Below are 12,905 nucleotides of genomic sequence, written 5' to 3'. Positions count from 1 at the left end.
AAAAGAAATATGCCAGATAGTGCATTAAAAGGATACGACACAGTAAACCGGTTTTTGAAGATGGATATCAGCAAGGAAGCTGAACTGCAGCAAATTGTTGAGTTGGCAGCAAATATTTGCAATGCGCCTATCGCCCTGATTACATTTATGGATGACAAAACCCAGCATATCAAGTTTAAGGTGGGTACCAATGTCGGTGAAGTGCCCTCTCAGGATACTTTTTGCCAGTATACCGTCGCACAAAAGGAATTCCTGATCATTCCTGATGCCTCAGTTGATGAGAGGGTCATGAACAACCCTTATGTTGTTCAGAATCCTCATGTTCGCTTTTATGCCGGATCTCCGCTAACTACTCATGACGATGATAATATTGGAACATTATGCGTATATGATACCCAGCCAAGAATATTGACAGCAATGCAGGAAAAAATGCTGCAGCGTCTTGCGCGGCAAGTCACACGCTTGCTGGAATTTGATGCCAGTCTCCAGCTTTTGAAAGAACAATATGAATATTCGCTCATCCAGCAAACCAAGCTTCGTTCTTTTTTCGAAAGCACAAGCTCCTGTCATTTATTGTTAGATACCCAGTTACGTGTAATATCCTTCAACAGTGCAATGTCCAATGCATTGATGGACCGTTACCAATTGCCCATCGTTGAAGGTATGGAGGTGACAGACTATGTAGAATCTTCGTTTATGGATGAGTTTATTCACAACTGTAAAACTGCGTTATCGGGAGAAGCTGTCAGTAAAGAAACGGTAATCAACTCGCTCCAGGGCAACGTTCCATGGCAACTGACTTATGAGCCTGCATTTGATTCGGCAGGAATAATCATAGGTGTTACATACAGTGCTACTGACATCTCACAGACGGCAAAGCATGAAAAAACGATAATGGAACAAGGTGAATCATTCCGCCAGATCGATCTGATCCTGTCGGAATTAAACCAGCCTATGCAAATGGTAAAAAGCGCTATGGCCGGAATCAAAGATCAGGGATATCCAGTTGGCGTGATTGAATTTGAACTATTGGAAAGTGTATGTGAAGAGCTTTGGGAAAAGCGGTCTGTAAGTAGTCTGGCAGACAAGGAAGTTATTAAGGTTACGGATGCAATTGTAAAAAATTAACTATCTATGCCGTATCAGGAGTTAAAAAGACTGGAAGCTGTAAACCGGTTTCTACAGGTTCAGCTTAATAAACAGGAAGAATTTAAAGAGATTGCACAGCTTGCTGCCGATATCTGCGGAGTGCCGAGTGCCTTTATCACCCTTATAGGTGAGGATACCGAATTTATGCTGGCTGATGATCAATTTGTTTTCAGCTCAGGGAGAGATCAATCCTTTTGTCATTTCGTAGTGGAAAGTAAGGCAGTAATGATCGTTCCGGATACACATACTGATTTGAGGATCAAAGATTATGCTGCTGTAACAAGGGAAGCAGGTATCCGCTTTTACGCCGGCGCTCCATTGACCACACATGATGGACATACACTGGGAAGTTTATGTGTCATTGACCAGCAGCCAGGTGAAATTACGCAGATCCAAAAGGACATGCTGGAAAATCTGGCCAGTCAGGTCATTCAGCTTCTTGAATTTGAAAGTAACCTGCACTACTTAAAAGAACAGTATCTGGTCGCGAAAAAACTAGAGTTAAAAATGAATTCTTTTTTTGAGAGCACTACCACCAGCCACTTATTAATAGACAGGGATTTAAAAGTTATATGTTATAACAAGGCAGTGGAAATCTTTATCAAAAAGGCTTATAATGTTGATATGTATCAAGGGATCGATGTTCAGCAATTTGTTGATGCTGCTTATATGCCAGAGTTTTTAGAGAACTGTCGGAGGGCTTTAGCGGGAGAAAGTTTTAAACGTGAACGATTATTAAACTTTGGCGAATACTCCATGTGGTGCCTGATCAGTTATGATCCTGCCAGAAATAATGAAGGTGAAATTATTGGGATCTCTTATAATTCCAGTGATATTTCCAAAAGAATGGCATCTCAGGAAATGGCCTTAACTCAGCAACGTAAATTAGCGCATATTGCGTATATGCAGTCACACGAGTTTCGCAAGCCTGTGGCATCAGTCAAAGGCCTGATTAGTTTGCTGGAGTTAGATGAACATCATGTAGCCTATCCATTGCTAAGCGTGATTAAAGATGGTATCAATATGATTGACGACCGGATCATAGAAATAGTAAATTTTACTGTCTTAAATGAATGAATGTTCCACTGAATAAGTTCACAAAGCAAAATAATTTCTGGCCATAATGATTGTATCATTAATCCAAAGCCGGAATACGGATCTGGTTATCAATACTTAATCGCAGTATTAACTGGAAACAAACGGTGATGATCATTATCGTTCAATAAAATGAAATATAAGCTCAAACTTAATTGCCGAAGATACAAGGTTTTTTTAAGAAACAGGAGGTAGCATTCTTCCCTCAAGAATTTTGTTGATGACACCCGTACCTATTACTTTAGTCCCCTCGTGGATCGAAAAAGTATCTCCGCATTTCAGATTTTCCTAATTGTCCTGGAAGGTAAGAGCTTGACAGATGCATTAAGCGTCTCCCCAGGTTGTACCCCTTTAGGCCTGTCAAATGAGATCTCACCTGAAACGTGGTTTGACGAGTTGAACGAAAAAGAAGGTCTATAATCATCGAATACCGGTTTCCTACGTCCGCCTAATTCTGAGGGGAACAGTGATAAAGTTGCTGTGAATTTATAACTGATGCGTTCCATATTCATATATCCTCCTTTTTAGAAAATTTATAAAATAATTTAAGCTATTAAATGTGAGTTTGATCGATATTTATCTTCAGCTTCGTATCTTATCACACGCTCCATTATGATCAGATTTTATCTAAAGAAACACCTGCTGACTGCATTGTTATTCTTAATGAGTAGTATTCCTGTGATGGCCCAGTTTTCAAAAACCAGGGCAGTTTTTACAATTAACATCAGCAACAGGACCGTTCAGCAGGATTCAGTATTCATGAAAGAAATGCTCAGCGCTGTCACTCACCGGCTGGCAAAGCTTTATCCGGAAGAGATACGGGCCAGGGACCTGGTGCTAAAAGGTAACCTCCTTGAGCTGCAGCTTACAGGGAAAGTAGATACAGCGATGGTAAAAAAGATGTTGAACCGCAGTGTTAACCTCAATTTTTACACTTGTTATAAAGATGCACTAAAGGTCATTGCCGAGCTAAAGACAAGGGATAGCGGGAAACTGTTGTTTTTTCCACCAGCAGAAATCACAACAAGTCTGACGTATCTGGCTACTTTTCAGTCGGAGGATACTGTAGCTGTACGAAAACTTGCCCGCTCAGCCTTTTCAGCGGCAGGTTTGAAATGGTATTTCGTTTCCCGTCCGGAAAATATCACAGAATTGTACCTGCTGAACACCGGGCAACCCATTATTACCGGTGATCAGGTAATACATGCGGCAGCTTATTTTCAACAGCAGGAGCAACCAATTGATACTGCCAACAGCTATGCCAATGCCCCAGAGGTGATGATCCTGCTCAATGAACCCGGAAGAATTAAGTTTAGTAATTACACCAGGGAGCATTTATTGGAAATGGTCGCCATTGTTACTGGTGATGAATTCATCAACGCAGCGGTAGTCACTTCAGAGATCAATGAAGGCAGTATGCTCATCAATAGCGGCAATAATGCAAAGGCCTCTGGTGATTTGCTGGATAAAATAGGATATCCTTTTCCAGCTACTGTGAAAGTGACCAAGTGTATGGTGGATTAGCATGACTTTTACCATATACAACTGGTTTGAGATTGAAAAAACAATAGTAATCCTGCCAATAAAAATGAAGCCTGCGTTATTACAAGAACGCTATTCTCTTCGCAAGTAGATTAACCATTCCTGCACGAAGACCGACAACCAAGTTCGTGACTTTGAAATATAGAACCGGTCAAGTCTAAAATTGTGGGATCACGATGCTTGGTTACTTCAAAAAGTACTTACCCTTCCTGACAACTAATTATTGCTAATCAGTTGTCAGTCAAAAAACTTCTCCGGGGTTAAAGGGAGGTCCCTTAACCTTTTACCTGTTGCATTAAATACAGCATTTGCAATTGCTGCAGATACGCCTGTAATTCCAATCTCGCCAATACCACGCGCACCGATAGGTGAAATATGCGGATCGGGCTTGCCGATGAAATGAACATCGATGGGCGGCACGTCCAGGTGTACCGGCACATGGTAATCTGCCAGCGTGCGTGTCACCGGGTTGCCCCAGCGTTTGTCATAATCCGTGGCTTCCATGAGTGCGGCGCCAATGCCAAAAATCACACCACCAATGACTTGCGATCGTGCTGTTTTCTCATTCATGATCCGGCCCACATCCTGCACACTGGTGAAACGTTTCACTCGAATTGTGCCAAAGTCTTCATCAACCCACACTTCGGCAAACTGGGCACCAAAAGAATGGAAAGCGTATTGCTTGATATCGCTGTTTTGTTCCGGCGGCGTTTGGCTTGGCGTACACAGGGCACTGGGAACTGTAAGACCGGCTCCCGAAACCGGCAGTGTAGTTGCACAAGCTTCTATTTCGTTTCGCTTGGCGCGGCGTAAAATATTCAAATATGTATCGTTTTTCTGCTCGTCGCCTTTCAGGAAAAGTTTGCCCTCTGCAAAACCGATCTCCTCAGGATTACGGCCGTTTAATTTTGAATCCGGGTCAGCAACTGCCATGGTGGTTAATTCTTTTCTCAGCAGGACGCAGGCATCCAAAGCAGCAGGGTGGATGCTTGCCGTTGTTTGCGAGCCACCAGCAAGAGGCGCCGGGGGAAGACTGGAATCGCCGATCTTTACATCTATTCTGTCAACAGGTATACCCAGTGCATCAGCTGCTGTTTGCGCCAGTACTGTGTATGTTCCGGTACCGATATCAATTGATGCAGTCATCACTGTAACATCGCCTTTTGAATTCATCAGTACCTTTACTGATGCGGCACTTCTTCCGCCTGGATAGGTCGCAGTAGCCATTCCATAACCCACCAGGTATTTGCCGTTTCTTTTCTGCCGGGGTTCCATACTGCGGGAAGACCAACCGAAACGTTCTGCGCCGGTGCGGTAGCAGTCCAGAAGGAACTCGCTGGAGAAGTCATGCCCTTTCATCGGGTCTTTCGCTGTGTGGTTCATGATCCGAAATTCCACAGGATCAATTTTTAACTGGTACGCCATCTCATCCATAGCAGACTCAAGTGCAAACGTGCCCGGAGTTTCGCCTGGCGCGCGCATAAAAGTTGGGGTGCTGCGGTCCAGGTGCGCTACATTGTAGGTCACCTCGCGAAGCGGGGCCTGATATAAAACAAGAGACTGTTTACCACTGGGTTCAAAAAACTGTGTCAGGTTATTGTAGGTATCTGTATGGTGACGCATCACGCTTAGTTTGCCTCCGGCATCCGTGCCCAGTGCCACGCGCTGAATAGTTGCCGCACGATGACCAACATTGGTCTGCATCATCTGCCGCGTCAGGGCAAGTTTAACCGGACGGCCTGCCGCTTTTGCAGCCATCGCAACAATTAACGTATGTAGCCACAGCCCCTTAGAGCCAAAGCCACCACCAACGAAAGGTGCAACGACATTTACGTTCTCTGGTTTTAATCCGAAGAAATACGCGGCAATAGAGCTTGTGAGGCCAACTCCCTGCGTAGCATCATATAATTTGAGCTTATCTGTTCCTTCCCATACGGCTACCGTAGCATGCGGTTCCATTGGGTGATGATGTTCGGCCGGAGTCGAATACTTATGATCCACTTTTTGTGCTGAAGCAGCCAGGGGGGCAGCGGCTTTGCCATCATTCACCTGGGCTTCTTCGCCCATAAACATCTTTGGTTTTTTACTATTTGGCAATTCAGCCTGCAAATCAACCGCAGCCTTTTCAAGCGTGTACCGCACTTTTATTTTATAGGCAGCTGCCCGCGCCTGCTCGTAAGTTTCGGCTACTACCAATGCGATGAACTGGCCGGGGTAATGCACAATGTTGTCCTGCAGCGGCGGAAGATTCTCGCCCAGGAAAGCTGCACCGGCTTTAGCTTGCGCCTGCATATCAAGGGGCTTCAATCTGAATGCATTCTTATAACTTATGATGGTAATTACACCAGGTTCTTTATTTGCGGCAGCTTCGTCAATAGCTATGATCTTTCCCTAAGCAACAGTTGCGCGCACAGGAAAGGCATATGCCATATTTGGAAAGTTATTCTCAGCAGAATAGGTTGCCTTGCCACTAACTTTCATGCGGCCATCAATGCGGTTGATTGGTTTACCGGTTTCACTCATGATCTTAATTTTTATTAGTGGTTGTTGAATCTGCTTCCATGGCACCATAGAGGCCGCCCTGCATCGCACCCTCCAGGGCGCGCACTATAGCTTTAGCTGCCAGGGACACCTTGTATTTGTTATGCGCCAGTGGTCTCGCACTTTTAAGCTCGGCTGCTGCAGCTGCCCTGAAGTTTTTCTCAGTTGCCTGCTTACCGATCAGCCAACGTTCGGCCACAGAAGCCCGCCATGGTTTATGTGCAACGCCGCCAAGGGCAATCCTGACCTCTTTTATTGTATTGTCATCAGTCGCCAGCGCTGCAGCAACAGAAACCAGTGCAAAGGCATAGGAAGAGCGTTCACGGATTTTCAGGTAGTAAGATTTTTCAGCAAGCCGGTTTGCAGGCAGGTCGATAGCTGTAATGAATTCACCCTGCTGCAAATTATTATCCTTTTCGGGGTGATCGCCCGGTAGCCTGTGGAAATCTGCAAATGGGATGCTGCGCTTTGTGTTGTTAATGCCTTCTACCTGCACAACCGCATCCAATGCAGCCAGGGCCACTGCCATGTCAGAAGGATAAGTGGCCACGCATTTTTCTGACCATCCAAAGATCGCATGATTTTTATTTACGCCATGTAAGGCCCCGCAGCCTGTGCCCGGCGCCCTTTTGTTACAGGGCATGTTTACATCATAAAAATAAGTACATCGCGTTCGCTGATTCAGGTTACCGCCATTGGTGGCCATATTGCGTATCTGCGCGCTGGCACCCGCAAGGATTGCCATGGAAAGCAAAGGATAGTTTTCCCGGATATTTTCGTCGTTAGCCGTGCTGGCATTTGTGGCGGTTGCCCCAATAGATATGCCGTCTCCCTTCTTTTCGATCCTGGCATGTTTTAACCGCGATACATCCACCAATTCAGTGGGACGCATCACATCTTCTTTCATCAGATCAACGAGGTTGGTACCGCCCGCAAGGTATTTGGCGGTTTGATTAGCAGATACGAGCTTTATGGCCGCAGCGGCATCAGATACATTTGAATATTTAAATGCTCTCATAACAGAAGCTGTTTTTAAGTAATATGGATATCCGGATTAAATCGTCCCTTCGGCAAACTGCCACACCTGTGCCACCGCTTTATCACCGTGCACTTCGCGTATGGCATCTACAATGTTTGGATAAGCGCCGCAGCGGCAGATATTGCCCGACATGCGTTCCCTGATCTCTTCATCAGAAAGCGTAACAGACCTTTTTTTCCTGCGCACATCAGCCGTTACATAACTGGCTTCACCATTTTTTGCTTCGTCCATTAAGGCAACAGCCGAACAGATCTGGCCTGGAGTGCAATATCCGCACTGAAACCCGTCATGTTTAATAAAAGAGGTTTGCATTGGATGCAGTTCGTTGCCTATGGCCAGGCCCTCTATCGTTGTAACTTTTTTATCTTCACAGGTTACAGCAAGTGTCAGACAGGAAAGCACACGTTTGTCATCGAGGATGACCGTGCAGGCGCCACATTGGCCGTGGTCGCAACCCTTTTTAGAGCCGGTTAAATTTAAACGCTCCCTCAATGTATCGAGCAGCGTCATTCGGGAATCAACCAACAGTTGCTGCGCAGTTCCGTTAACTTTAAATGCCAGGTTGACTCCATTCTCGATGAGCAGCGGCGCTTGCTGTTCAATCGGGAGCGCCCGGGCCATCAGTTGTTCTATGCCTAACAGATGTGCAGCCAGTAAACTGGTCCCTGTAACCGCAAATAGTTTAAGAAAATGCCGGCGTTTGATTCCTGAAGCAATGATCTCAGTCATTTCTTCAGGGAGAAGCTCTTCCAATGCTTTTTGTTCCGCTTCTGAGAGTTCAGGGAATTTAGATTGTTCTTCCATAAAATACCATTCAAGATATCCTAATTTACAAATTTAGTTTTCAATTGTTTTGTGTGGAAGCAAATAAATTTTCAGCGTGGTAGGCAATCCTGTTATTCTGTCTGCAGAGGAAAAAATACTTTGAAAGTAGTAAATTTATCGACTTCACTTTCTATCTCTATTTTACCGGCCAGTGCTTCAATCTGGTTCTTTATAATAAAAAGACCCATACCTTTTGCGTCAGCATTCCCATGGAATGTTTTATACATCCCAAAAACCTTATCCCTGTTTTGGTCAAGGTCAATTCCTATCCCATTATCAGTAAACACAAGTACCTGATATTGCTTCTCGGTATACATGGCCAACTTTATTTCGAGCGCCCGGTTTGTTGACTTGTACTTTAAGGCATTGGTTAAAAGGTTTAGAATGATGCTCTCAAGATAAGCAGGATTAGTAAAAAGGAACTCTGGCTCATCGAAATCGTAGCTGATGGTAGTATTGTCTTTTTCAAACAGCACCCTGATGCTTTCGATGATTTTCTCTATCTCCTCCCGAATGTAGACTTTCTTGATAGGCAGGTTCAAATTGGTTTGGATATTGATTACATCGTTGAGGTTATGAATAGTAGTATCCAGGCCAGCAATGCTTTTCTTCATCATTGTCCAGCCCATTTCTTTTTCCTCCGGGGATCCACCGTCATTCAGTTCAATAATGCCAATGATGTTTGCAACATGCGAACGGATATTATGAGAAATAATGTAAGTAAAATTCAACAGTTTTTTATTTTGATCTGCGGTGACTTCAACCAGCGTTTGCAATTCCTGTTGACGCATCACAAGAGAGGTAATGTCATGACCGATGCATAGTAAGTGCAAGGGGATTCCGGCATCGTCAGAAACGACTTTAAATTCCCACTGTGTTGATACGATACCGCTGTGATGAGGTTTGCGTAAAATTACCCAATGGGATTGTCCGGGTGTCATAAAACACTGTTGTACCGTTTCTATACAGGCCTGATGGTCGGCAGGAATAATCAGATCTATGGAAGGTCTTCCTATCCAGTCGGCAGGTTTTAATCTGAATTGCTGACAAAAGAAAGGATTCATGTAAGAATAGTTGCCTTCCAGATCGGTTCTGATCACATAAAATGAATTGTTTTCAATAATGGACCTATAGTAGTTATCCTCAGATTGAATATCACCAGGAGTGGAGCTTTCCGAAGAAGTATTTAACGAGTCGTTGTTCATTTACAATTGTTGCTTGAGTGAGGTCAGGAAATAGAGGGATGAGATACGTTAATAAGTTCCAACCGGATTTAACGCGCTCAAAAGTTCAATTACTACAGTGTATAATTTTAAAAAGCACTTGCTAGGATAGCTGCGGAAGTCAGTCGGGACTCACAGAGCAGGGAAACGGCTGATAACTATGTAAGCATTCTATACCTTTTATGCAGCAACATAGGGCGGTACATATTGAAACGTCTTAAAACATCCTCAACTTAACATAAGTTGTGCAGGATTGTTTCCTTTTATACTTAATCTAAGACAATAATTTAGATCTTACATATATAAGTGCCAAAATATGAATTTTGTAGTACCAGTCTTAGCTGATCCGGTAGTCTGTGCTATCCTGAATGGGTTATGTTTCATATGGACTGCACAGACCTATCGGTACTTTGATAAATTTATAATTTTGCTGGCTCTTTATACAATCCTTTGTAGGACAGTTCTATGATGCATCCCCGATAGGATATTTGCTGTGGATTTTCTTTTGATGGTCCCGAGCTCACTGAAGAACTATCTACAGCCAGATAAATTTTCAGTCCATCCGGAGAAATGGCAATATCCCTGTAGCGAACACTTCCTTTTACATAACTGTAAATATTACCTGCAGCCTTTTTTCCGGAAGTATCAAGTTTAATCCGCAACAGCGCTCCACCTTTTAAGGTAGGAATGAGTACAGAATTTTTCCAGCCCGGAATAGCAGAGGAAGTGTATACCGCTATACTTGAAGGTGCATAAGAATTCCATTCCTGATCTTTTTTGTTGGAATTGATTGACCGGAAGAGTTTATTCATCGTCTCCTTAGGTGCGGGATCAAGGCTGACGATCGGATTACGGTAGTTGGGACCGATTGCCCTTGCGTTCCGTATTTCGCTATCTATTAATGGATATGTGGTATGCCAAATACCCGGAAGCGCTTTATTTGTTGATACGGAAGCTGCAAGGCCAACATAGTTTCCGTCCGCATATCCAATAATGAGCGGATGTCCGTAGTTGCAGCCTCTCTCAATCAGGTTAATCTCGTCGTCGGAATAAGGACCATGTTCAGTAGAATAAATCATTTCCTGTCCATTGATTACAGCAGAGGCGAGGCCCTGAGGGTTCCTGTGACCAAGGGACCACACCGCACTTTGTCTGGTGGTATTAAAAGGATTATCATTAGGCAGCCATCTATCATACACTCCAGGGTCAGTGTCTGGTTCAATGTTAAACCGAAGGATCTTGCCCTCATAGCTAATGGCGCTTTGAGCATGATTAGTGCGGCCGCCATTTGCAAATTGTCCTGCACCCATATCACCAGCACTGTAGAACAGGTATTCTTTTTTACCCTGGGTGGCAATCATCAGTCTTCCTCCATTATGATCACTGCTGCCAGGGATGCTATCACAGATAATGATGGGGCGGACCAGCTGTGCAGATGCCTGATCATAAGAATACCTGACAATTCTGATCTTGTAAAAATATCCTCCTGAATTTGGTTCTCCACCGTCATTGTCCTGTTGCGCCCCATTAAAGTGATATGCATAAGCGAGAAATACATATGGACTACCGGCGGTTAACCCGGGGTGTAGTGCCATGCCCATCAAACCTCCCTACGGCCAGGGTTTACCGTGGTCAATATGGTCAGGAATTTTATCATAACGCCCAAAGTTCTTTTCACTATTCAAATCCAGCAATTGTTGCTTTTCCCCATTTGAAGGATTGATCCGCAGCACCCTGTACCCTTTTGCTTCAGTAGCCCAGATATATTGATCGGGTGCAATAACAATCGACCAGGGGTCGCTGAGTTTATCTGCAACAATGCGCAGGTCAAAATTGACATCTCTTTCATTAACAGGTATTTGTGCGCGGCTGATGATGGAGACAAGTAATAGTAATGAAATTATGGAGAGCTTCATGGGCAAATGCTGTTTATAAATGTGCTGTGCGGTAATTACTTAAACCAAAATAAAGGCTAGTCGGTACGACGGATTTGAAATCAATATGCGTTGCTGTTACGCATATTGATTTCAAATAAATGCTAAAGCTCCTCGTCCAGTGATTCATTTTCCAATGCATCATCTTCATTTGATACTTCATCCGGACTTTCAGTATCAGTATCATCCAGATCTTCCGCATCATCCAGGTCATCGCTTTTGGAAGATTCCTCGTCACTGCTGGAAGACCCGTCGCCGCCGAATGCAGAGGCCCCGTCCTCATCATCGTCGCTGCCCTTCTCATCAGGAATTATTTCTGCATAATGGAAGTCATCATCTTCTCTTCCGTCAGCCTCAGTTTCTGCCGGGTTAGTAACATTAAAATTAAGAGATCTGGTTAGTTCCCCGGGTTCGTTGTTTAATTGATCAGTTTTCATAATTTTAGTTTGAATGATGATGCCAAAAGCGATGCCGTAAAAACGCCAACAAAAAATAGGGTAGCAGCAACATTAGGACAGATTATGTTGATATCGGCATCTAAATACAGCAGGGAATGGAAATGAAATTATCACTGCAGGCGGTCAGGGGTAATTGAAGTATATATCCAGAATGGTTCACGTAGCAATACTTATAAAAAAACGTATTAACTCAATGCCTTATAACAGCGCTGTGCGCATTAAATTGTATGCGAAAGGATACAAAATGTCTTCTCATGCGGTTTCTTTATTTTGGTAGATCCACGTATTTATGTATCCCGCTATGCATGCAGTAAATAGAGAGGCGGCAAAAGTTGCAGGATTGGTTTTAACGCGGCAGCATCCCGGTACAGCAGTTGGGTGTATTAAGTCATGATAGGCAAATAGCCTGCAAATTATTGCGTGTTCTGAAGTTGGCTCCTGTAGGTATTAATCACATTCATTAGTTCCTGAGCAGTTATGTCTAGTTCAGCTGCTGTCAGGTGAATTGGTAAATTTCCATCTGGATCCTCAATACCATTAACGACCATTGCAGATAACTTCTTTTTTATAGTTGGAATATATTTCTTTGGTTTATCAACAGTAAGTGTGATCAACGTGTCTCCTCCCACATTGCCCATAGTAATGTTAATGATATCCTTCCAGTAGATCAATCCTGCAGCTTTGGCTACAGCCGTAACTTTAGCGGTGATACCTTCAGGACTGAGCACAAGTAAGGGAGAATTATCTGTGAGGTTATATAATTTTTTTGCAATTATTATGACCAGGATAATTCCGGATATTCCTGATAGCGCTGCAAGTTTAATACTTAGTCTTCCGTCGAATGTGCCAATGCTGTAGATGAACATCACTATCAGGAGAGCGAGTATGCCTGTGCATACAAGAATAAGGTTAACCGATTTCTTTTTGTTTCTGTAAAATTCCATTAATTAATTGTATAGGGGTAAATCTGATAATAAAGTGATGTCCCCAATCAAATATCAAGCCGAAGTAATTCCTCTATCTGGCAAATACATAGCATAACAAGACTGTAACGAGGTTCACTCTTCAGATCTATAGATCCACACAATACTTTGATGCA

The 12,905-nt window shown here is 43.6% G+C and carries 12 protein-coding genes; 3 read left to right on the top strand and 9 right to left on the bottom strand.

What is annotated here, in order from left to right:
• Positions 1-9: 9 nt before the first annotated feature.
• From FN831_RS00290 to FN831_RS00280, 3 genes are all read left to right on the top strand, one after another.
• Positions 10-1,128: a GAF domain-containing protein gene (locus tag FN831_RS00290; RefSeq protein WP_142526208.1), complete on the top strand. Its 1,119-nt coding sequence runs from the start codon at positions 10-12 to the stop codon at positions 1,126-1,128.
• A gap of 6 nt (positions 1,129-1,134) precedes the next feature.
• The gene (locus tag FN831_RS00285) at positions 1,135-2,226 is read left to right on the top strand and encodes a GAF domain-containing protein (protein ID WP_142526207.1); all 1,092 of its coding nucleotides are present in this window, start codon (positions 1,135-1,137) and stop codon (positions 2,224-2,226) included.
• A gap of 630 nt (positions 2,227-2,856) precedes the next feature.
• Positions 2,857-3,768 (top strand): SecDF P1 head subdomain-containing protein, encoded by a 912-nt coding sequence (locus tag FN831_RS00280; RefSeq protein ID WP_142526206.1) that lies wholly within the window; start codon positions 2,857-2,859, stop codon positions 3,766-3,768.
• Between the two features lie 255 nt (positions 3,769-4,023).
• Here the strand turns inward: FN831_RS00280 and FN831_RS00275 are convergent, their stop codons facing one another.
• The 9 genes from FN831_RS00275 to FN831_RS00240 all read right to left on the bottom strand — a co-directional run bounded on the left by FN831_RS00275 (position 4,024) and on the right by FN831_RS00240 (position 12,750).
• Positions 4,024-6,168, bottom strand: coding sequence for a xanthine dehydrogenase family protein molybdopterin-binding subunit (locus FN831_RS00275; protein WP_317132072.1), 2,145 nt, complete (start codon positions 6,166-6,168; stop codon positions 4,024-4,026).
• Between the two features lie 9 nt (positions 6,169-6,177).
• Positions 6,178-6,309 carry a hypothetical protein gene (locus tag FN831_RS28235; protein ID WP_262711864.1) on the bottom strand — a complete coding sequence of 44 codons (132 nt, stop codon included), beginning with the start codon at positions 6,307-6,309 and terminating at the stop codon, positions 6,178-6,180.
• A gap of 4 nt (positions 6,310-6,313) precedes the next feature.
• Positions 6,314-7,345, bottom strand: a complete 1,032-nt coding sequence (locus FN831_RS00270) for an FAD binding domain-containing protein (RefSeq protein WP_142526204.1) — start codon at positions 7,343-7,345, stop codon at positions 6,314-6,316.
• Between the two features lie 36 nt (positions 7,346-7,381).
• Positions 7,382-8,170 carry a 2Fe-2S iron-sulfur cluster-binding protein gene (locus FN831_RS00265; protein WP_142526203.1) on the bottom strand — a complete coding sequence of 263 codons (789 nt, stop codon included), beginning with the start codon at positions 8,168-8,170 and terminating at the stop codon, positions 7,382-7,384.
• A 92-nt stretch (positions 8,171-8,262) separates the two neighbouring features.
• Positions 8,263-9,396 (bottom strand): PAS domain-containing sensor histidine kinase, encoded by a 1,134-nt coding sequence (locus tag FN831_RS00260; protein WP_142526202.1) that lies wholly within the window; start codon positions 9,394-9,396, stop codon positions 8,263-8,265.
• 437 nt (positions 9,397-9,833) lie between these two features.
• Positions 9,834-11,015, bottom strand: a complete 1,182-nt coding sequence (locus FN831_RS00255) for a PQQ-dependent sugar dehydrogenase (RefSeq protein ID WP_142526201.1) — start codon at positions 11,013-11,015, stop codon at positions 9,834-9,836.
• Between the two features lie 9 nt (positions 11,016-11,024).
• Positions 11,025-11,330, bottom strand: coding sequence for a hypothetical protein (locus tag FN831_RS00250; RefSeq protein WP_142526200.1), 306 nt, complete (start codon positions 11,328-11,330; stop codon positions 11,025-11,027).
• A 122-nt stretch (positions 11,331-11,452) separates the two neighbouring features.
• On the bottom strand, positions 11,453-11,785 hold the full coding sequence (locus FN831_RS00245) for a hypothetical protein (protein ID WP_142526199.1): 333 nt from the start codon (positions 11,783-11,785) through the stop codon (positions 11,453-11,455).
• Positions 11,786-12,219: 434 nt separating this feature from the next.
• Positions 12,220-12,750 carry an STM3941 family protein gene (locus FN831_RS00240; RefSeq protein ID WP_142526198.1) on the bottom strand — a complete coding sequence of 177 codons (531 nt, stop codon included), beginning with the start codon at positions 12,748-12,750 and terminating at the stop codon, positions 12,220-12,222.
• Between the last annotated feature and the right edge of the window lie 155 nt (positions 12,751-12,905).

The organism is Pedobacter westerhofensis (assembly GCF_900182595.1).
Taxonomy (GTDB): Bacteria; Bacteroidota; Bacteroidia; order Sphingobacteriales; family Sphingobacteriaceae; genus Pedobacter; species Pedobacter westerhofensis.
Note: the sequence above shows the minus strand (reverse complement) of the source record. Positions and strands in the feature narration are given on the sequence as shown.

What these genes read in the sequence shown, in the direction of transcription:
- FN831_RS00290 (WP_142526208.1), top strand. Translation starts at nt 10, where the DNA reads ATGCCAGATAGTGCATTAAAAGGATACGACACAGTAAACCGGTTTTTG.
- FN831_RS00285 (WP_142526207.1), top strand. Translation starts at nt 1,135, where the DNA reads ATGCCGTATCAGGAGTTAAAAAGACTGGAAGCTGTAAACCGGTTTCTA.
- FN831_RS00280 (WP_142526206.1), top strand. Translation starts at nt 2,857, where the DNA reads ATGATCAGATTTTATCTAAAGAAACACCTGCTGACTGCATTGTTATTC.
- FN831_RS28235 (WP_262711864.1), bottom strand. Translation starts at nt 6,309, where the DNA reads ATGAGTGAAACCGGTAAACCAATCAACCGCATTGATGGCCGCATGAAA.
- FN831_RS00270 (WP_142526204.1), bottom strand. Translation starts at nt 7,345, where the DNA reads ATGAGAGCATTTAAATATTCAAATGTATCTGATGCCGCTGCGGCCATA.
- FN831_RS00265 (WP_142526203.1), bottom strand. Translation starts at nt 8,170, where the DNA reads ATGGAAGAACAATCTAAATTCCCTGAACTCTCAGAAGCGGAACAAAAA.
- FN831_RS00260 (WP_142526202.1), bottom strand. Translation starts at nt 9,396, where the DNA reads ATGAACAACGACTCGTTAAATACTTCTTCGGAAAGCTCCACTCCTGGT.
- FN831_RS00255 (WP_142526201.1), bottom strand. Translation starts at nt 11,015, where the DNA reads ATGGGCATGGCACTACACCCCGGGTTAACCGCCGGTAGTCCATATGTA.
- FN831_RS00250 (WP_142526200.1), bottom strand. Translation starts at nt 11,330, where the DNA reads ATGAAGCTCTCCATAATTTCATTACTATTACTTGTCTCCATCATCAGC.
- FN831_RS00245 (WP_142526199.1), bottom strand. Translation starts at nt 11,785, where the DNA reads ATGAAAACTGATCAATTAAACAACGAACCCGGGGAACTAACCAGATCT.
- FN831_RS00240 (WP_142526198.1), bottom strand. Translation starts at nt 12,750, where the DNA reads ATGGAATTTTACAGAAACAAAAAGAAATCGGTTAACCTTATTCTTGTA.